This window comes from Cupriavidus sp. MPR-AND1C (assembly GCF_058809705.1).
Map to the genome: position 1 here is coordinate 35,670 of NZ_JBXASU010000051.1, position 19,020 is coordinate 54,689.

14 protein-coding genes and 1 tRNA gene are annotated in these 19,020 nt (G+C 65.8%); 6 read left to right on the plus strand and 9 right to left on the minus strand.

The features are described 5' to 3' along the window. Positions 1-71 precede the first annotated feature (71 nt). The gene (locus AC1RWI_RS24230) at positions 72-1,457 is read left to right on the plus strand and encodes an 8-oxoguanine deaminase (RefSeq protein ID WP_492869247.1); all 1,386 of its coding nucleotides are present in this window, start codon (positions 72-74) and stop codon (positions 1,455-1,457) included. A 252-nt stretch (positions 1,458-1,709) separates the two neighbouring features. On the opposite strand, the gene AC1RWI_RS24235 is transcribed toward AC1RWI_RS24230, so the two are convergent. Beyond that, a tRNA-Lys gene (locus AC1RWI_RS24235) sits at positions 1,710-1,785 on the minus strand. 286 nt (positions 1,786-2,071) lie between these two features. Between AC1RWI_RS24235 and AC1RWI_RS24240 the strand changes: the two genes are divergently transcribed. Beyond that, positions 2,072-2,335: a DUF1488 family protein gene (locus AC1RWI_RS24240; RefSeq protein ID WP_043345207.1), complete on the plus strand. Its 264-nt coding sequence runs from the start codon at positions 2,072-2,074 to the stop codon at positions 2,333-2,335. A gap of 172 nt (positions 2,336-2,507) precedes the next feature. Here AC1RWI_RS24240 and AC1RWI_RS24245 read toward each other — a convergent pair whose 3' ends face one another. The 4 genes from AC1RWI_RS24245 to hutC form a co-directional block, all read right to left on the minus strand. After that, the gene (locus tag AC1RWI_RS24245) at positions 2,508-4,322 is read right to left on the minus strand and encodes a SulP family inorganic anion transporter (RefSeq protein ID WP_052494504.1); all 1,815 of its coding nucleotides are present in this window, start codon (positions 4,320-4,322) and stop codon (positions 2,508-2,510) included. Continuing rightward, on the minus strand, positions 4,319-4,768 hold the full coding sequence (gene hpaR, locus AC1RWI_RS24250) for a homoprotocatechuate degradation operon regulator HpaR (protein WP_043345209.1): 450 nt from the start codon (positions 4,766-4,768) through the stop codon (positions 4,319-4,321). Before hpaR ends, AC1RWI_RS24245 begins: the two co-directional genes overlap by 4 nt. A gap of 97 nt (positions 4,769-4,865) precedes the next feature. Beyond that, positions 4,866-5,663 (minus strand): exodeoxyribonuclease III, encoded by a 798-nt coding sequence (gene xth / locus AC1RWI_RS24255; RefSeq protein ID WP_043345210.1) that lies wholly within the window; start codon positions 5,661-5,663, stop codon positions 4,866-4,868. A 180-nt stretch (positions 5,664-5,843) separates the two neighbouring features. Then, the gene (hutC, locus tag AC1RWI_RS24260) at positions 5,844-6,557 is read right to left on the minus strand and encodes a histidine utilization transcriptional repressor HutC (protein WP_043345213.1); all 714 of its coding nucleotides are present in this window, start codon (positions 6,555-6,557) and stop codon (positions 5,844-5,846) included. Positions 6,558-6,801: 244 nt separating this feature from the next. Between hutC and AC1RWI_RS24265 the strand changes: the two genes are divergently transcribed. Beyond that, positions 6,802-8,055: an MFS transporter gene (locus tag AC1RWI_RS24265; RefSeq protein WP_492869250.1), complete on the plus strand. Its 1,254-nt coding sequence runs from the start codon at positions 6,802-6,804 to the stop codon at positions 8,053-8,055. A 34-nt stretch (positions 8,056-8,089) separates the two neighbouring features. Here AC1RWI_RS24265 and AC1RWI_RS24270 read toward each other — a convergent pair whose 3' ends face one another. After that, positions 8,090-10,204 (minus strand): M3 family metallopeptidase, encoded by a 2,115-nt coding sequence (locus tag AC1RWI_RS24270; protein WP_492869252.1) that lies wholly within the window; start codon positions 10,202-10,204, stop codon positions 8,090-8,092. A gap of 129 nt (positions 10,205-10,333) precedes the next feature. Continuing rightward, positions 10,334-11,185: a bifunctional methylenetetrahydrofolate dehydrogenase/methenyltetrahydrofolate cyclohydrolase FolD gene (folD, locus tag AC1RWI_RS24275; protein ID WP_492869254.1), complete on the minus strand. Its 852-nt coding sequence runs from the start codon at positions 11,183-11,185 to the stop codon at positions 10,334-10,336. 98 nt (positions 11,186-11,283) lie between these two features. Between folD and AC1RWI_RS24280 the strand changes: the two genes are divergently transcribed. After that, a complete protein-coding gene (locus AC1RWI_RS24280; RefSeq protein ID WP_052494505.1) occupies positions 11,284-11,976 on the plus strand; it encodes an energy-coupling factor ABC transporter permease in 693 nt (230 codons plus the stop codon). Positions 11,977-12,048: 72 nt separating this feature from the next. Here the strand turns inward: AC1RWI_RS24280 and AC1RWI_RS24285 are convergent, their stop codons facing one another. Both AC1RWI_RS24285 and AC1RWI_RS24290 read right to left on the minus strand, forming a co-directional pair. Then, the gene (locus AC1RWI_RS24285; protein WP_006155997.1) at positions 12,049-12,681 is read right to left on the minus strand and encodes a response regulator transcription factor; all 633 of its coding nucleotides are present in this window, start codon (positions 12,679-12,681) and stop codon (positions 12,049-12,051) included. A 134-nt stretch (positions 12,682-12,815) separates the two neighbouring features. Next, a complete protein-coding gene (locus AC1RWI_RS24290; protein ID WP_043345225.1) occupies positions 12,816-15,404 on the minus strand; it encodes a PAS domain S-box protein in 2,589 nt (862 codons plus the stop codon). A 430-nt stretch (positions 15,405-15,834) separates the two neighbouring features. On the opposite strand from AC1RWI_RS24290, the gene aceE reads away from it, so the two are divergent. Continuing rightward, the gene (aceE, locus tag AC1RWI_RS24295; RefSeq protein WP_043345226.1) at positions 15,835-18,522 is read left to right on the plus strand and encodes a pyruvate dehydrogenase (acetyl-transferring), homodimeric type; all 2,688 of its coding nucleotides are present in this window, start codon (positions 15,835-15,837) and stop codon (positions 18,520-18,522) included. A 165-nt stretch (positions 18,523-18,687) separates the two neighbouring features. Further along, positions 18,688-19,020: biotin/lipoyl-containing protein (locus tag AC1RWI_RS24300; protein WP_492869257.1), on the plus strand; the 333-nt coding region annotated here is incomplete at its 3' end.

Genomic DNA, 19,020 nt, shown 5'->3' on the forward strand with positions numbered 1-19,020 from the left:
GCGTCTTAGACTGTGTGGGCCCGGGCGCATGATGCGCCAGGTATTTTCGCCACTAACCTGAAGATCCTGCCATGCCCCTCATCCTTATCAATGCCGACATCCTGGTGACCATGGATGCGCAACGCCGCGAGATCCCGGGTGGGGCACTGGTGGCGCAAGGCCCGGTGATCGAATGGGTGGGCGCCACCGCCGAGCTGCCGCCGCAATACCGCCGGCTGATCGACGAGGGTGGCGCCGAGGTGATCGATATGCGTGGCAAAGTGGTGATCCCCGGGCTGGTCAACACGCACCACCACATGTACCAGAGCCTGACCCGCGCCGTGCCGGCGGCGCAGGACGCAGAGCTGTTCACCTGGCTTACCAATCTCTATATGTTGTGGTCGCACCTGACGCCGGAAATGATCGGCGTGTCGACCCGTACCGCGATGGCCGAGTTGATGCTGTCCGGCTGCACTACCACCAGCGATCACCTGTACCTGTATCCCAATGGCTCGCGCCTGGACGATTCCATTGAGGCTGCGGCGGCAATGGGCATGCGGTTCCATGCCGCGCGCGGATCGATGAGCGTGGGCCGCAGCAAGGGTGGCCTGCCGCCCGATTCGGTGGTGGAGGAGGAGCACGCCATCCTGGAGGACAGCCAGCGGTTGATCGAGCGGTACCACGACGCTTCGCGCCACGCGATGCTGCGGGTGGTGGTGGCGCCGTGTTCGCCGTTCTCCGTCTCGCGCGACCTGATGCGCGAGTCGGCGCTGCTCGCGCGCAACTATGGCGTGTCGATGCACACCCACCTGGCCGAGAACGACAACGACATCGCCTACTCGCGCGAGAAGTTCGGCCTCACGCCGGCCCAGTATGCCGAGGAGCTCGGCTGGGTCGGTCCCGATGTGTGGCACGCGCACTGCGTCAAGCTCGATGATGAAGGTATTGCGCTGTTTGCCCGCACGGGCACGGGCGTTGCCCATTGCCCTTGCTCGAACATGCGCCTGGCGTCAGGCATTGCACCGGTGCGCACGATGCGCGATGCCGGCGTGCCGGTCGGGCTGGGTGTGGATGGCAGCGCGTCGAACGATGGCGCGCATATGCTGGGGGAGGTGCGCCAGGCCATGCTGCTGCAGCGCGTGGGCTACGGGCCCGCCGCCATGAGCGCGCGCGAGGCGCTGGAGATCGCAACGCTGGGCGGCGCGCGCGTGCTGGGCCGCGACGATATCGGCGCGCTGGCGCCTGGCATGTCGGCTGATTTCGTGTCCTTCGACATGGCGCAGGTGGGCTACGCCGGCGCAGGCCACGACCCGGTGGCGGCGCTGGTGTTCTGCACGCCGGGCAATGTCGCCGCCAGCGTGATCAACGGCAAGGTGGTGGTGCGCGATGGCGAGTTGCAGACGGTGGAGTTGCCGCGCGTTCTTGCGCAGCATCGCGGGCTCGCGCGTGAGCTGTTCGAGCGCGCCAGGCAGGGTTGAGGCAACAATGGAATGTGCCGCGCGTGCGACCCCTCTGCAGAGGGGTCGCGGCATGTCTTCAATGTATTCACACTAGGCATCGGGTCGTTCCCTGAACGCCCCTGACCCTTCCCCAGCCCGCCATCGATCGCGGGCTTTTTTTTGCGTGTTTTTCGACGATGAATCGCCGGGGCCGTAGGGCGGGCGGTGACAGACGTGGAGCGCCAATGGAAAAAGCCGGAAGCATTGCTGCTTCCGGCTTTTAGAATTCGCTGGTGGGGCGTGAGTGACTCGAACACTCGACCTACGGATTAAGAGTCCGCTGCTCTACCAACTGAGCTAACGCCCCAACGAAGAAAAAGATTGTATCATGGTTTTGGAGCTTGTCAAACCCCTGCGTAATTTTTCCTGCATGAGGGTGCTCTGGAAATGCCGTGTGCGATTTCGCCGTCGTACGCGCAATGCCCGGGCAGCCTTGTTACTTCTCCTTGCACCGAACTCAGGCACTCACGCCGTGGGAACTCGCCCGGGGCTTCGGCAGTCTTGCTTGGGGTGAGCGGGGCGTAGGCCTTTGCGGACGAGTCGGGCCGACCCATGTTAGGATGATTATTCACTTGCAATGGAGGGCTGTACCGATGGATATCAAGTTCCAAGAGCAAGAGCGTTACGATATCAACAATGAAGGCTTGCTATTTCACGCCGTTGTCGACGGCCAAACAGTCACTTGCGTGGTGACCCGTGAAGCGCTGTGGGAAGGCTTCAGTGCCGACCAGGTGTTGTCGCTGGAAGAGGCATTCCGCGCCGGACGTGAAACCATCGAGCGTGCTGCGGTGGTGCTGATCGAGCAGGGCGCTGCCCAGCCAGTTGTAGTCAAGCGCGCCCATGTGGCGCCGCTCTGAAGCGGATTCCAGTCCGGGCCGGTCATCGGTCCGATCCCGGGCTACCGCTTCAGGTCATTGCGGCTTCTCGCCGCCTGACGCCGGTCTCCCGCCGGCGTTTCTCTTTTTCATTCCCCGCGCTCATCATTGATCTTCCCGATCGCGCCGATTGTGCCGATCACGTTGATCGCGCTCAAGCCGGTTTTGCTGGGTAGCCCGCCGCGCCAGGGCGGCTAGCGCATTCTTCGAAGATGCGTGCCTGGCATTGCGCACAGCCTGCGGGATCGAGGCGCGCAATGATGGTGTGCAGCGCCTGCCGCTTGGTGGAGAAGATGTGCCCCTCGCCCAGCTTCGGCGCGAAGCCGGTCTGGTCCCACGTCTGCAATACCTGCGTGCGCGGACGATGGAAATACAGGTCGCCGCCGGCAGCGCGCCGCTCGCTCAGTTCGCTTTCCCACATCTCGGCGCCGGCCAGGTCGATGAAGTTCATGCTCTTGGTCATGGCCAGCAGATGGATCTGGCCAGGATGGGCGTTGCGTGCTGCGTGCAAGCGGTCCGTCACGTACTGGACCGCGCCGAAGTAGATCGCGCCTTCCATGCGCAGCAGCTTGAGTTGGGGGCATTCCGGTTGCGGGCGGTGCAGTTCGTCGAGCGGTGTAAAGCGCCGGTCGGGGTCGTCGGCGTCTGGCACCAGGCTGCGCACCGCCGGGCGCGAGGTGCGATAGAGATAGGCCACCAGTGACAGGATGGTGCCGAGCAAGACCGCCATCTCCAGGCGGATGGCCAGCATGGCGACAAAGGTGCTGACGGCGATGGCGAATTCCGTGCGGCTCAGGCTGGCGATGCGGCGCAGCCGGCCGAAATCGAACAGGCCCCAGGCCACCAGCAGCAACATCGCGGCGATGGAGGCCAGCGGGATCTGCGCCAGCAGCGAGGCGCTGGCCGTGACCAGCACCACTAGCAGCAAGGCCGAGAAAATGCTGGCCAGCGGCGTCTGCGCGCCGGCCTCGTAGTTAGGCATGGAGCGGTTCAGCGAGCCGCAGGAGATATAGGCGGAGAACAAGCCGCCTGCGATATTCGACAGGCCCTGCCCGATGAATTCGCGGTTGGCATCGATGTGCTGGCCCGAGCGCAGCGCCACCGCCTTGGCGATCGAGATCGACTGGCCGAGTGCCACGATGGTCAGCGCGGCGGCGACGCCAAGCAGGTCGGGGATTGCCCGCCAGGAAATATCCGGCAGGCCGAAGGGCGGGATGGCCGAGGGAATCGGCCCGACCACATTAACGTGGTGTGCGCCCGCGCTCCAGCCCGGCGCGTTGAGCAGCAGGGCGACGCCGTAACCCGCCAGCAGGCCGATCAGCATGAAGGGCAGGCGGCGCGAGACGCGCTTCACCGCGATGGTCACCGCGAGAGTAATCGCCGCTACCGTGAACGCGCTCCAGTTGATGCCGTCGGCATTGTCCAGCAGGAAGCGCACCACGCCGAAGGCGCTCGTACCCGTCGGCACGGCCAGCCCGAACAGGTCCTTGAGCGCATAGAGGCCGATCAGCGTCGCCGCGCCGCAGGTGAAGCCAAGCAGCACCGAGGGCGAGATGAAGTTGGCCAGCGTGCCAAGGCGCAGGGTGCCCACGGCAAGCTGCAGCAAGCCAACCATGATGGTGACGGCGAGCGCCAGGTTGATGTACTCGGGACTGCCGGCAAATGCCACCGGGCTCAGCATGGCGAACAGCGCCAGCGAGTTGGCGTTGGTCGGGCCGGACATCACATGCCAGCTTGAGCCGAACAAGGCCGCCACGATGCAGGGAATCACGGCCGCGTAGATGCCGTATTGCGGCGGCAGGCCGGCAAGCGTGGCAAAGGCCACGCCCTGCGGCAGCACCAGCACCGCGCCAAGCAGGCCCGCAACCAGGTCCGCACGCAAGGAGGCGCGGCTCACGCGGTGACGCCATGCCGGCAACAGGCGCTCGAGCATCCGGCCGGTCGTGCCCTGCGCAGCCGGAGCGGTCATGCTCGCGGGTCTCGTTCGCTGAGGCTCACCAGCAATTCGTCGATCGCGCCATAGACCTTGCCCAGCCGCTCGGCGCCGATCATCTGCTCGAGCTGCGCATAGCGGCGGTCGATCAGCGGCTCCATCTCGGCGATCAGGGCACGGCATTTGTCGGTCAGCGAGATCAACTGGCGGCGCTGGTCCGTGGTGGAGCGCGAGCGCAGGATCAGGCCAGCTTCCTCCATGCTCGACAGCATGCGGGTAAGGCTCGGACTCAGGATCAGGCAGGCATCGGCGAGCTGGTTAGGCTCCATCTCGCCTTGCTCGTTGAGGGTGCGCACCACGCGCCATTGCTGCTCGGTCATGCCGTGCTGGCGCAGGATGGGCCGGAAGCCCGCCATCAGCGTTTCGCGGGCTTGCAGCAGCAGGTGGGGGAGGTTGCGGTGGCGGAAGGTAGCCGGTTTCATGCCCGCAAGTGTAGCCGTGCAGGCGCCCGGACGCGAGCCGGTGGCTACCCGGATATGCCGAACGCCAGCCTGGTGGCCGGCGCCTTGGCGCAACGCCTCAGCCCAGGTCGAGCGTGGCCACCACCGGCGTGTGGTCCGAGGGCTGCTCCCAGGTGCGCGGCACGCGATCGATCACGCAGGCGCTGCACGCCTCGCGCAGGGCCGGCGACAGCAGGATGTGGTCGATGCGCAGGCCGGCGTTGCGGCGGAACGCAAACATGCGGTAGTCCCACCAGGAGAAGCTCTTCTCCGGCTGCTCGAACATGCGGTACGCGTCGGTCAGCCCAAGTGCCTCCAGCGCCCGGAACGCATCGCGCTCCGGTGGCGACACCAGGTTCTGCCCCTCCCATTTCTTGGGGTCGTGCACATCCCGGTCCTCGGGCGCGATATTGAAGTCGCCCAGCAGCGCGAGCTTCGGGTACTTCACCATTTCCTCCCGCAGCCACGCGGTGATCGCCTGCAGCCAGCCGAGCTTGTAGGTGAACTTGTCGGAGTCCGGTGCCTGCCCGTTGGGGAAGTACGCGCACACCAGGCGCACGTCGCCATAGGTCGCCGCCACCACGCGCTGCTGGGGGTCGTCGAAGCCAGGGATATTGCGCACCACGTCGGTGGGTGTCGCCATGGTGGCATTGCGCGCCAGGATCGCCACGCCGTTGTACGTCTTCTGGCCGGTGAACACGCTATGCCAGCCCGCGCTTTCCAGTTCGGCCAGCGGGTACTTGTCGTCCGGCATCTTCAGCTCCTGCAGGCACAGGGCATCGATCGGCGTATCGGCCTTTTCCTGCTCGCTCAACCAGTCCAGTACCTGCGGTAGCCGGACCTTGAGCGAGTTGACGTTCCAAGTCGCAATTCTCATTATTTCTCTATCTCTTTAATGCCGCTTGAGCGTGGGCCGATCTTCACGAGGCGCAGTGTACCAGCGGCCACCATGCGATAGACCGTTGCCTTCGAGAGGCTGAGCGGGTCCATCACCTCGTGAACGCGGTAAAGGCGTTGCATCGTCTGGGCCGGCCGGCTGCGGCGTCGCGGCGCTGCCCTAAGGCTTGAACGAGCCCTCGATGGTATAGCGCGATCCCGGATGCACCAGCCGTGCCAGCGTGATCGGCGAGCCTTGGCTTTCGGTGCGGCGGATCACGATCAGGCAGGGCTCGCTTGGCTTGACGCCAAGCAGTTCGGCCTCCTGCTCGGTGGGCAACTGCGCCTCGATGGAGTATTGCGCTTCCCAAAGCGGTGCCACGGTCAGCAGGTAATTGGTGGGCGTGGTCTTGGTGAAGTCCACGTCGAGATAGTCAGGCGCGCGGGCGGGGTTGACGTAGCGGTCCTCGCACAGCAGCGGCACGCCGTTCTCGCTATGCACGATCAAGGTGTGGAAGACCTTGCTGCCGACGGGCAACCCGATGCGCTGCGCCAATGCCTCGGTGACGACTTCGGCGCGCGCCATGTGCACGTCGGAGCGGTGGCGGTGGCCCCGCTCCGTGATCTCGTCGTGCAGGTCGCGGATGGTCAGCGTGGACGACGCGCGATAGGGCTGGGTGGCGAACGTGCCGACGCCCTGCACGCGCTCCACCAGGCCTTCGGCCTGCAGTTCCCGTACCGCCCGGTTGGCGGTCATGCGGCTGACGCGGAACTGGGTCACCAGTTCGGATTCCGATGGCATCAGCGTGCCGGGCGGCCAGCGTCCGGCACTGAGTCCGTCCTTCAGGTAGTTCTTGATGTGCGCGTAGGCGGCGGCGGGTGGCAGGTAGGTCATGGCACGCAGTTTACTTGACCGCGCTTGTCTAGCCAATTTCCATTGGCAGCGATCTTCCAAATCAAGGCCGGCATCCGCCAGGAGAAAGGAGGCGGGTTTTGGCTCCGGGTTTGGCGCCGATCAGGGTAATCCCGGCTCGTTGATTTGTTGTCTTATCTTGTATATACAGGAATATGTGTCGCAATCGATGATTCCGGGATGCTGGAGTCGCGGGCGGACAGGCGAGAGGGTGACCGGAGACAACATGGCAAAGGTGAGCGCAAGTGGGGGGGCGGGGATGAACATATTCCCGGGCTGGTATGTGGTTGGCGCGACGCACGTGCTGCTGGCGCTGATATTTGGCGCCGCGTACTCGTTTGGCGCATTTTTCGCGAGTATCCAGGAAGGCTTCGGGGTGGGGAGTTCGTCAGCGGCTTCCGTGTTCTCGTTCACCGCGCTGATTTACTACGTGGTGGGCGTATTCTCCGGGTCCCTGGCCGACCGGATCTCCACCCGCCGGGTCATTGCGATGGGCATTGTCTCGCTGGCGCTGGGATTCGCCATCGCCAGCGTCGTCACGGATTCGCTGGCGGGGTTTCTGGTTGCCTTTTGTTCGCTGGTGGGCCTGGGTGTAGGCCTGGTCTACGTGCCGGCGGTGACGGCGGTGCAGCGCTGGTTCGTCAGGCATCGCAGCCGGGCGTCGGGCCTTGCGCTGGCGGGCACCGGGCTCGGCACGTTCATCGGGCCGGTGGTGGCGGGCCTGCTGATGGAGCATATGAGCTGGCAGGCGACAATGCGTTGCTTCGCGCTGGCCATCGCCGTAGTCGGGCTGGCAATGGCAATGCTGCTAAAGGGGCGCCCGGAAGAGGCCGGCCTGTATCCCGATGGCGCGCCTGCGGCGCCTGGCGCAGCCCACTCGCCCCCGCCATCCGGGCTCAGCCTGGCGCAGGCCGCGCGCGGCGGGCGATTCTGGTGGTACTTCGGCGCCATCCTGCTGGGCTCGGTCGGCCTGTTCGCAGCGCTGGTCCATATCCATCCGTACGCGCGGCAGCATGGCTTGTCTTCCACGGCCGGGAATCTGCTGATCGGGCTGGTGGGCGCCGGCAATATCCTGGGGCGCCTGTTGCTCGGCGGGCTTGGCGACAGGCTGGGCCCGGGGCGGCTGCTCATGTGCCTGACGCTGATGCTCGCGCTGCTCAACGGCGTGTGGCTTGGGGCCACGAGCTTCCCGGCGCTGGCGCTGTTTGCCGTCCTGTTCGGCGCGGCTAACGGCGGTTGCATTTCCTTGTACCCGGCGCTGGCCGCGACATGGTTCGGCACGGTCAACCTCGGGGCGATCCTGGGCGCACTGTATGTGGCGGTGGGGATTGCCGCGATGGCGGGCGGCAGCCTGGCGGGCTGGCTCTTCGATGCCTACGGCAGTTACTCGGTGGCGATTGCGGTGAGCGCAGGCTGCGCGTTGCTGTCGACGGCCTGCATTGCACGCGCGCGCCGCCATGAAAAAAGCGGCTCAGACTGAGCCGCTTGACCTGGACTATTGACGGCGTGCTGGCTTACGCCACCGCCATGCCGCCGTGCCGCAGCAGTGCGTCGATCTGCGGCGCGCGGCCACGGAACGCGGTGAACGATTCCATGGCCGGTCGGCTGCCGCCCACCGAGAGGATTTCCCTGCGGTAGCGCGCGCCGGTCTCGGCGTCCAGCACGGTGCCGGAGAGCTTCGCAGCTTCCTCGAAGGCGGCATAGACGTCGGCGGACAGCACTTCGGCCCACTTGTAGCTGTAGTAGCCCGCCGCATAGCCACCGGCAAAGATATGGCTGAAGGTGTTCGGCCAGCGCGACAGCGGGTGCTGCGGCACCACGTGGGCGCGATCGTTGATCTCCCTGGACAGCGCCAGCACGGATTTCTCGCCCGCTGGGTCGAAGCTGGTGTGCAGGTGCATGTCGAACGACGAGAACACGATCTGGCGCAGCGTCATCATGCCGTTCTGGAAGTTCTTCGCGGCCAGCATGCGCTCGAACAGCTCGCGCGGCAGCGGCTCGCCGGTGTCGACGTGCGCGGTCATGTCGGCCAGCACCTCGTACTCCCAGCAGAAGTTCTCCATGAACTGCGAGGGCAGCTCAACGGCATCCCATTCCACGCCATTGATGCCGGACACGCCCAGCTCGCCCACCTGGGTGAGCATATGGTGCAGGCCGTGTCCGAACTCGTGGAACAGCGTGATCACTTCGTCGTGGGTGAAGACCGCTGGCTTGCCGCCCACCGGCGCCGTGAAGTTGCAGGTCAGGTAGGCCACCGGGGTTTGCACGCGGCCGCCGTCCAGCAGCTTGCGGCCGCGGGCGTCATCCATCCACGCGCCGCCGCGCTTGCCTTCGCGGGCGTAAAGGTCGATGTAGAACTGCGCCAGCAGCGCGCCCTCGGGCGATACCACGCGGAACAAGCGCGCGTCTTCGTGCCACGTCTGGGCCTGGTCGGCTTCGATGCGCACCGAGAACAGCTTCTCCACCACGCTGAACAGGCCCTTGAGCACCTGCGGCTCGGGGAAGTATTGCTTTACCTCCTGCTCGGAGAAGGCGTAGCGCTGCTCGCGCAGCTTTTCCGACGCGTAGGCCACGTCCCAGGGCGAGAGGTCGCTCAGGCCCAGCTCGCCTGCGGCGAATGCCTTGAGCTCGTCCCAGTCCTTCTCGGCGTACGGCCGCGCCTTGGCGGCCAGTTCGTCCAGGAAGCGCAGCACTTCGGCCGGGGATTCCGCCATCTTGGGCACCAGCGAGACCTCGCCGAAGGAGGCGTAGCCGAGCAACTGCGCTTCTTCGCGGCGCAGCGCGAGCTGCTCGCGCATATTGGCCGTGTTGTCCCACTCGGCCTTGCCCTGGCCGTACTGTTCGGCCAGTTCCGAGGCGCGGGTGACGCTGGCCTCGTACATGGTCTGGCGCAGCGCGCGGTCGTCCGCGTATTGCAGCACCGGGAAGTAGGAGGGGAAGTGCAGGGTGAATTTCCAGCCCGGCTTGCCGTCTTTCTCAGCGGCATGGCGCGCGGCTTCCAGCGCGTCTTCCGGGATGCCGCTCAGGCGGCTTTCATCTTCGATCAGCAGCGCGTAGGCATTGGTGGCATCGAGCACGTGGTCGGAGAAGGCTTTGGACAACTGGGCCTGCTGCTCCTGGATCGCGGCAAAGCGGGGCTTCTTGTCTTCGGGCAGTTCGGCGCCGCCCAGGCGGAAACCGCGCAACTCGTTTTCCATCAGTTGGCGCCGAGCCGTGCTCATGGTGGCGAATTCGGGGCTCGCGGCGATTGCCTTGTACTTGTCATAGAGCGCCAGGCTCTGGCCCAGCGACGACCAGAACTCGGTCATGCGCGGCAGGTTGTCGCTATGCGCCTGGCGCAAGGGCGGCGTATCCGCCACCGCGCTCAGGTGGCCCACCACGCCCCAGGCGCGTCCCAGCGGCTCGGTGGCGGCTTCCAGCGCTTCCACGGCATTGGCCCAGGTGGCTTCGGTGGCCGGGTCCTCTGCACGGTCGACCGCGGCTTGCGCGGTCGCCAGCAGCACGTCCAGCGCCGGGCCGATGTGCTCGGGGCGGATCTCGGAGAAACGCGGCAGGTCGGTGAAATCCAGCAGCGGATTGTCGCCGTTTGCGTGACTTGCAGTGTTGGCTTGGTTGGCGGCTTGATCCATGACGTCTCTCTTGGCAGGGCCCGTAAGGGCAATGCCCCGCACATTGGGGCGGGGCGGCAGGATTTCCAGTGCCGGGCAGCACCCGGCGCGCAAGGCGCCGGCGCTGTCCGCGGCAGGCCGATACGACGTTCAGCCGGCCGTGCGCTCGGCGGCTTCCAACGTATTAATCAGCAGCATCGTAATGGTCATCGGGCCAACGCCGCCCGGCACAGGGGTGATGTAGCCGGCGACTTCCTTGACGCCGTTGAAGTCGACATCGCCGCACAGCTTGCCATTGTCGTCGCGGTTCATGCCCACGTCGATCACGGCTGCGCCGGGCTTGACCATGTCAGCGGTGATGATGTTGCGCCGGCCCACGGCGGCCACGATCACGTCCGCGTCGCGGGTATGGGCGCCCAGGTCGCGCGTCTTGCTGTTGCAGATGGTGACGGTGGCGCCGGCCTGCAGCAGCAGCATCGCCATCGGCTTGCCGACGATGTTGGAGGCGCCGACCACCACCGCGCGGGCGCCGCGCAGCGGGAAATCGACCGATTCCAGCATTTTCATGCAGCCATAGGGCGTGCACGGGCGGAACAGCGGGGCGCCGGTCATCAGGGCACCCGCATTGGCCACGTGGAAGCCGTCCACGTCTTTTTCCGGGGCGATCGCTTCGAGCACTTTGTGGCTGTCGATATGCTTGGGCAGCGGCAACTGCACCAGGATGCCGTGGATATGCGGGTCGCGGTTCAGGGCGTCGATGCGGGCCAGCAGGTCGGCCTCGGACAGGTCGGCGGGGTAGCGGTCGAGCGAGGAATGAAAGCCATTGTCGTCGCAGGCCTTGACCTTGTTGCGCACATAAACCTGGCTAGCCTGGTCTTCGCCCACCAGGACCACGGCCAGGCCGGGCCGGTGGCCGCGTTCGGTCAGGCGGGCGGCGCGCTGGGCGGCTTCGGTGCGGAGTTGCTTGGCAAGGGCGTTGCCGTCGATGAGTTGGGCTGGCATGGGGATGGGCGCTGGAGAGCTGGAGGTGGTCAAAGCGGAATTATAAAGGTTGACGCAACCCGGGGCGCAGGAGAGTAGGGCACTGGTAGCATGGCCGTATGGATGCCCTGAACCCTTTTACCACGGCCGCGGCGGCCGAACATGCCGTGCTCATCGTGCTCAGCCTGGCCGCCATGGCCTGGGCGCTGAGCCGTCGGCCTTGGCAGCTGCTGCGGCGCGACGATTTGCAGCATGGCTGGCTGGGCGCGCTGGTGTTGCTGGCGCTGCTATGGACGGTCCGCGCGACGTTGCCGGGCGGGCTGGTGATCCAGTTGTTCGGCGCCACCCTGATGGTGACCCTGTTCGGGCTGCCGCTGGCCCTGCTGTCGCTGTTCCTGGTGGATCTGGTGTCGTTCCTGGGGTTGGGCTACCTGGCTGGCGGCACCTGGGCCGAACTGGGCTGGGCGGTGCTGTGGCCGCGCTATGTCTGGATGGGGTTGTTGCCGGCCTTGTTGTCGGCCGCGCTGCAGGGGGGCATGCGCCGGCTGCTGCCGCGCCATCCCTTTGTGTTCATCCTCGGCCATGGCTACTTTGCCGCCGGGCTCGCCGCCCTGGGGGCGGGGGCGGCGCGCGCGGTCTGGCGTAGCTACAGCGTGGGCGATGGCGTGCTGTCGCTGCCCGATACGCTGACCGCCGTGCTGATCCTGGCGTTTGGCGAAGCCTTTCTCACGGGCATGCTGGTGGCGGTGTTCGTGGTCTACAAGCCGCAATGGGTCGTGACCTTTCGCGACGAGGAGTACCTCGGGCGTTGAGCCGGCAGCCCCCGCAAGCTCGGCGGGGGTGGCTTCGGCGCTGGCTCGGCTCTCGGCTGTTGCGGCTGTGCTTCAGCTGTTCTTGGACAGGGCCAGGCGCAGCAGGTCGGCCACGGTGTTGACGTTGAGCTTTTCCATGATGTTGGCGCGGTGCGCCTCCACGGTCTTGATCGAAATGCCCAGGTCGTCGGCAATCTGCTTGTTCAGCCGGCCGGCCACGATGCGCTCCAGCACCTGCTGCTCGCGCGTGGTGAGCTTGCCCAGCAGGTCCTTGGCGGCGCGCTGCTCGCGCGCGGCGGAATGGTCGGTGCGGGCCTTTTGCAGCATGCGCTCCACCAGCGATCGCAGTTCGGACTCATCGAACGGCTTTTCGATGAAGTCGATGGCGCCCTTCTTCATGGTGGAGACTGCCATCGGCACGTCGCCGTGGCCGGTGATGAAGACGATCGGGATATTGATGTTTTCCGCGATCATGCGTTCCTGCAGCTCGGGCCCGCTCATGCCCGGCATCCGCACGTCCAGGATCAGGCAGGAGACCTGGCCCGAGTCGTAGGCGGAAAGGAACTGTTCGGCGCTGGTAAAGCTGCGAACCTGGTAGCCATTGCCCTCCAGCAGCCAGGTCAGCGAGTCGCGCATGGCTTCATCGTCGTCGACGATGAAGACGGTCTCGCCGCGGTGGGAGGTGGGGTTTGGCGTTACGGTCATGAAGTCTCCTGGGACATCAAAGTCATTTGCCGCCAAGTGTAACCGGGCCGGGCGGCAAGCGACAGGGGCGGCCTTGGCGCGCCTTATCTTGTCTTGTCAATGCCGGGCGGCCCGCCCGGCGTCGTGTGGGCCGATTATTGGTCGATCAGTGCCGGCTGCAGCGGCAGCATGATCTTGAACGTGCAGCCAATGCCGTCGGCATTGTTCTCCACCCACAGGCGTCCCTGGTGGGACTCGATGATGGAGCGGCAGATATTCAGGCCCATGCCCATGCCGTCGGACTTGGTGCTGAAGAACGGTTCAAACAGGCGCTCCTTCGTGGCCTCGTCGACGCCAGGGCCCTGGTCGATCACGTCGATGCGCATGTTCGGGCCGATCTCGCCCGGCTCGATGCGTGCGTGCAGGCGCACCACGCCGGTGGCGCGCAGCGCCGGCAGCCCGGCCATGGCCTCGACGGCGTTCTTGAGCAGGTTGACCAGCACTTGCTCGATCAGCACCGGATCGACGAACAGCACCACTGGCGGCGGCGGCAGCCGGGTCAGGATGGTGACGCGGCGGCGGGTGGCCTCCAGGTCGGCCAGCCCGACCGCGTCGGCCACGATGTCGTGCAGCGCGGCTTCGCGGCGCTGGGGCTGGCTGCGCTTCACGAAGCCCCGGATGCGGCTGATGATGGTGCCGGCGCGCACGGCCTGCGCCGAGGTCTTTTCCAGGATCGGGATCAGGTCCTCGGCGGTGCTGCGCCCGGAGCGCAGCCGGGCCACCGCGCCCATGCAGTAGTTGTTGATTGCCGCCAGCGGCTGGTTCAGCTCGTGCGCGAGCGACGACGCCATCTCGCCCATGGTGGTCAGGCGGCTGGTGAACTGCAGCCGTTCCTCATGCTGGCGCGCCATTTCCTCGGCGGCCTTGCGCACCGTGATATCGGTGGCGATCTGCATCTGCGCCAGATGGCCGTCGACCCACTGAATGTAGCGGCGGCGCACTTCGAACCATTTCTGCATGTCGGGCACGAAGACTTCCCGCGCGTCCGAGGAGTAGGGCATCAGTTCCGAGGCCGGCAGGCCGGCGTAGGCGTCGACGAAGTCGGTGGCGTCGCTGGAGACCTGCTCCTTGTCGACCTCGCCGCCGGCCAGCTTCAGGTGGCCCTCGGCTTCCCAGCCGAACAGCTGACGGTAATAGCGGTTGGCGAACAGCAACTCAGGCTTGTCGGTCGCCAGTACGGACACCGCGGCGTCCAGGCTTTCCAGCACCGTGGTGAAGCGGTCGTGGGCGGCGGCGAGTTCCTCGCGGGCGCGCTTGGGCTCGGTGATGTCTGTCATCGAGGCCATCCAGCCGGTGTGCCTGCCGCGGCTGTCCACCAGCGGCGAGACATACATGCGGGCGTAGAAGCTGCTGCCGTCGCGCCGCATGGCGCGCATCTCATAGCCGCTGGCCGGGGACTTGCCCTGCAGCGTCAGGTCGATCTGCTTTTGCATCTCCTGATGGTCGTTGGGCGGCCAATAGGGGAAGGGCGGCACGCGGCCGACCAGATCGCTGTCCTGCCAGCCCGTCATGCGGCAGAAGGCGGGATTGACGTAGGTGATGCGGCCGTTCAGGTCGAGTGCGCGCAACCCGATCAGCATCGAGTTTTCCATCGCGCGGCGAAACGACGTCTCGGCCAGCAAGGCGCGCTGCGCCTCGGAGCGCCGGCTGGTGTGGCGCCACATGCTCCACAGGCTCCACAGCAGGAAGCACGACAGCCCCACCACCAGCCACAGCAGCATGTTGTTGGGCAGGTTGGAGGCGGGCGGGTAGGCGTCGGCCCGCAGCGACAGCGAGTGCCCCGGCGGGTCCAGCAGCACCTCGTAGGACAGCGCGTTGCCTGGCACCGGCCGCAACGAAGTGCTGGCGCGGATCTGGTTGTTCTTGTCGATCAGCGAGAAGCGGTAGCGCTCGGTCAGCTCCGGCGGCAGCAGGTGGGTCAGGATGCCGTTGACGGAGTAAAGCGCGCCGAGGGTGCCGAGGAACTCGTTGTCCCGCACGATCGGCACCTCCATCAGCATGAAGCTGTCGCCGCGGTCGTTGACCAGCGGGCGTGAGTACACCACGCGCTGGGTTTCGCGGGCGGCGTCGAAGGTATCGAGCACCTCGGGCTCCAGCGGCTGGTCCTGGGTTTCGCGCAGCCGGCTGGCGAATTCGGAGGTGGACGGCAGCGACCAGCGCCCGCGCCGGGTCGCGTCCAGCCAGTTGACGAAGACGATTTCCGGGTTCTCGCGCAGGATTTCCTGCGCGGCGGTGCGGTAGGCGCCCTGGTCCAGCTGGGCGGCGGCGATGTCGCGCGCCAGCGAGGCTAGCTGGTCCTGGTTGCTCAGCAGGGACAGGCGCACGCGCTGCTGCGCCCAGGCCGCGTCGCGATAAAGCGCGTCGCGTTGCTGCTGGCGCTCGGTTTCATGGAGCGACCACAGGATCACGCCCATCGCCACCGTGAACAGCACGATCGCCACCAGCGGGATGAACATGAACCAGCTGGTCGCCACCAGGTTGCGCCAGCGCAGCCACCACAATCCGCGCGGCGGCCCGTTGACGGCAGCGGGCTCGTCCACGTGGCCAAGCGTATCGAGGGACGTCAGCGGGTTGGGCGGGGCGGTCAGCGTAGGGTCGCTGCCGCTCGCCTTGGCGGAGCCGGAAGCGGAGGGAGGGACGACTGCGGCGCGCAGGTGGGAAAAGAAATCTTTGAGGGACGGCATGGTGGGATTGACGACTGACCGACCAGTGTAGCGGGATTGCGGCGCCCCGTCGCTTGGGGTAAGCGCCAATGCGGCGCTGCGGCATTCCTGCCGAAGGCGCGACGGGTGAATGCCGTTTGGCGGCAAGGGCTGGCGCAGTTTTGTGGTGCGCTGCCGCAATATTTCATATTGTAAGAAACCATATCGCAATTTGAAAATTAGGCTTGTCTTGCCCAATGTGCTTCCATAGAATCGGTCCGACCGAAAAGTGCGGACGGCAGTGCTGCGTCCGGTCCTGCCAGCCTTGCTGGCAAGTCCGGCGAAGCGCTAGCGAAGGACCGTGCGAAGACACTCGCGGCCCGCGCGCCGTACCGTAGTCACACCGTCAGGCCGGGGCTCCCACCACAAGAGTCGGGGGGGCACCGAGGCAGGAATTCACCAGGAGACAGTCATGTCAGCTGTACCAGAGCAGATCCTCGGCGCAAGCAGCGCCAACGACGCCGATCCCCAGGAAACCCACGAGTGGCTTGATGCCCTGCAGGGCGTGATCGCCGCCGAAGGCACCGACAGGGCCGCCTTCCTGATCGAAAAGCAGATCGAATACGCACGCGTGAACGGCGTCACCCAGCCGTTCCACGCTGAAACGCAGTACATCAACACCATCCCGGTGGAGCGGCAGGCCCGCATTCCCGGCGACCAGGACATCGAGCACCGCATCCGCTCGTACACCCGCTGGAACGCCATGGCGATGGTGCTGCGCGCCAACAAGCACACCAACGTTGGCGGCCATATTTCCTCGTTTGCCTCGGCGGCCACGCTGTATGACGTCGGCTATAACCACTTCTGGCACGCCCCGTCCGAGAAACACGGCGGCGACCTGGTATTCGTGCAGGGCCACTCGGCCCCTGGCGTGTATTCGCGCGCCTTCCTGCTCGGCCGCCTGAGCACGGAACAGCTCGACAGCTTCCGCCAGGAAGTCGACGGCAAGGGCATCTCGTCCTACCCGCACCCGTGGCTGATGCCGGACTTCTGGCAATTCCCGACGGTGTCGATGGGCCTGGGCCCGATCATGGCCATCTACCAGGCCCGCTTCATGAAGTACCTGCACAGCCGCGGCCTGGTGCAGACCGAAGGCCGCAAGGTCTGGGCGTTCCTGGGCGACGGCGAGACCGACGAGCCGGAATCGCTTGGCGCGATCGGCATGGCCGGGCGCGAGAAGCTGGACAACCTGGTGTTCGTGATCAACTGCAACCTGCAGCGCCTGGATGGCCCGGTGCGCGGCAACGGCAAGATCATCCAGGAACTCGAATCCGAGTTCCGCGGCGCCGGCTGGAACGTGATCAAGGTGGTGTGGGGCAGCCGCTGGGATCAGCTGCTGGCACGCGACCACAAGGGCTTGCTGATGAAGCGCATGATGGATTGCGTGGACGGCGAGTACCAGACCTTCAAGGCCAAGGATGGCGCCTACGTGCGCGAGCATTTCTTCAATAGCCCTGAGCTCAAGGCGATGGTGGCCGACTGGTCCGACGAGGACATCTGGCGCCTGAACCGTGGCGGCCATGATCCGCACAAGATCTATGCCGCCTACAGCGCCGCCAACGAGCACAAGGGCCAGCCCACGCTGATCCTGGCCAAGACCATCAAGGGCTATGGCATGGGCGACGCCGGCCAGGCCATGAACATCAGCCACCAGCAAAAGAAGATGCCGGTGGACGCGATCCGCCGCTTCCGCGACCAGTTCAACATCCCGGTCACCGACGACAAGATCGAGGAAGTGCCGTACATCACCTTCGAGGAAGGCTCGAAGGAACTCGAATACATGCGCGCCCGCCGCATGGACCTGGGCGGCTACCTGCCGGCCCGCCGCCAGAAGGCGGAAGCCCTGAAGGTGCCTGAGCTGTCCGCCTTCGACGCGCTGCTCAAGGCCACCAGCGAAGGCCGTGAAGTGTCCACCACCATGGCCTTCGTACGGATCCTGAACACGCTGCTCAAGGACAAGCAGATCGGCAAGCACGTGGTGCCCATCGTGCCCGACGAGTCGCGCACCTTCGGCATGGAAGGCCTGTTCCGCCAGATCGGCATCTGGAACCAGCAAGGCCAGAAGTACGTGCCGGAAGACCACGACCAGCTGATGTTCTACAAGGAATCGCAGACTGGCCAGGTGCTGCAGGAAGGCATCAATGAAGCCGGCGCCATGTGCGACTGGATCGCCGCCGCCACGTCGTACTCGACGCATGGCATCCAGATGATCCCGTTCTACATCTATTACTCGATGTTCGGCATCCAGCGTATCGGCGATCTGTGCTGGGCGGCTGCCGACATGCGCTCGCGCGGTTTCCTGCTGGGCGGCACCTCGGGCCGCACCACGCTCAACGGCGAAGGCCTGCAGCACGAAGACGGCCACTCGCACGTGTTCCACGCCGCGATCCCGAACTGCATCTCGTATGACCCGACCTTCCAGTACGAGCTGGCGGTGGTCATGCAGGACGGCCTGCGCCGCATGTACGCCGAGCAGGAAGACGTGTACTACTACCTGACGGTGATGAACGAGAACTACGAACATCCGGAAATGCCGGCTGGCGTAGAGGGCGACATCGTCAAGGGCATGTACCAGTTCAAGAAGGGCGTGGAAAACAGCAATGCGCCGCGCGTGCAGCTGCTGGGTTCGGGCACGATCTTCCGTGAGGTGATCGCCGCCGCCGACCTGCTCAAGAAGGACTGGGGCGTGGAGTCGGACCTGTGGGGCTGCCCGAGCTTTACCGAACTGGCCCGCGAAGGCCACGACGTGGAGCGCTGGAACCTGCTGCACCCGACCGAGACGCAACGCGAATCGCACGTGACCAAGAGCCTCAAGTCCGTGCGTGGCCCGGTGATCGCCTCGACCGACTACGTGCGCGCCTTCGCCGACCAGATCCGTCCCTTCGTGCCGCGTCGCTTCGTGGTGCTGGGCACCGACGGTTTCGGCCGCTCGGACACCCGCGAAAAACTGCGTCATTTCTTTGAGGTCGATCGTCACTGGGTGACGTTGGCTGCACTGAAGGCGCTGGCCGACGAAGGTGCCATCGGTCGTGACAAGGTGGCCGAAGCCATCAAGAAGTACAACCTCGACCCCAACAAGCCGAACCCGATGTCGGTCTAAGCAGACCGGCTGCACGAACCCCCGCAGGAGCGGCAATGCCGCGTGCGCGGGCGCCGGGCTGATGTCCGGCGCCTTGCGGCGCGGCGGCGTGACAGATCGCGGCGGTGAGGGTAACCTCACACGCTCGTGTTTGTCGTGCGCGCCGGCCTGCCCAGGAGACACTGAATGAGTCAAGCGATTGAAATCAAGGTGCCGGATATCGGCGATTACGACGCCGTTCCCGTCATCGAAGTGCACGTGAAACCGGGCGACACCATCAACGCGGAAGACGCGCTGGTGACGCTGGAATCGGACAAGGCCACGATGGACGTGCCTTCGCCCCAGGGCGGCACTGTCAAGGAAGTCAGGATCAAGATTGGCGACAACGTCGCCGAAGGCACCGTGCTGGTGATGCTGGAGCCCGCCGGCCAGGCTGCCACCGCGCCCGCCCCGGCCGCAGCCGCGCCGGCTCCCGCAGCCGCCGCGCCGGCCCCCGCCCCGACGCCGGCTCCGGCAGCC

Bases quoted from the DNA above. Each gene is read 5' to 3' on its own strand.
- AC1RWI_RS24230 (WP_492869247.1), top strand. From the start codon at position 72: ATGCCCCTCATCCTTATCAATGCCGACATCCTGGTGACCATGGATGCG.
- AC1RWI_RS24240 (WP_043345207.1), top strand. From the start codon at position 2,072: ATGGATATCAAGTTCCAAGAGCAAGAGCGTTACGATATCAACAATGAA.
- AC1RWI_RS24245 (WP_052494504.1), bottom strand. From the start codon at position 4,322: ATGACCGCTCCGGCTGCGCAGGGCACGACCGGCCGGATGCTCGAGCGC.
- hpaR (WP_043345209.1), bottom strand. From the start codon at position 4,768: ATGAAACCGGCTACCTTCCGCCACCGCAACCTCCCCCACCTGCTGCTG.
- xth (WP_043345210.1), bottom strand. From the start codon at position 5,663: ATGAGAATTGCGACTTGGAACGTCAACTCGCTCAAGGTCCGGCTACCG.
- hutC (WP_043345213.1), bottom strand. From the start codon at position 6,557: ATGACCTACCTGCCACCCGCCGCCGCCTACGCGCACATCAAGAACTAC.
- AC1RWI_RS24265 (WP_492869250.1), top strand. From the start codon at position 6,802: ATGGCAAAGGTGAGCGCAAGTGGGGGGGCGGGGATGAACATATTCCCG.
- AC1RWI_RS24270 (WP_492869252.1), bottom strand. From the start codon at position 10,204: ATGGATCAAGCCGCCAACCAAGCCAACACTGCAAGTCACGCAAACGGC.
- folD (WP_492869254.1), bottom strand. From the start codon at position 11,185: ATGCCAGCCCAACTCATCGACGGCAACGCCCTTGCCAAGCAACTCCGC.
- AC1RWI_RS24280 (WP_052494505.1), top strand. From the start codon at position 11,284: ATGGATGCCCTGAACCCTTTTACCACGGCCGCGGCGGCCGAACATGCC.
- AC1RWI_RS24285 (WP_006155997.1), bottom strand. From the start codon at position 12,681: ATGACCGTAACGCCAAACCCCACCTCCCACCGCGGCGAGACCGTCTTC.
- AC1RWI_RS24290 (WP_043345225.1), bottom strand. From the start codon at position 15,404: ATGCCGTCCCTCAAAGATTTCTTTTCCCACCTGCGCGCCGCAGTCGTC.
- aceE (WP_043345226.1), top strand. From the start codon at position 15,835: ATGTCAGCTGTACCAGAGCAGATCCTCGGCGCAAGCAGCGCCAACGAC.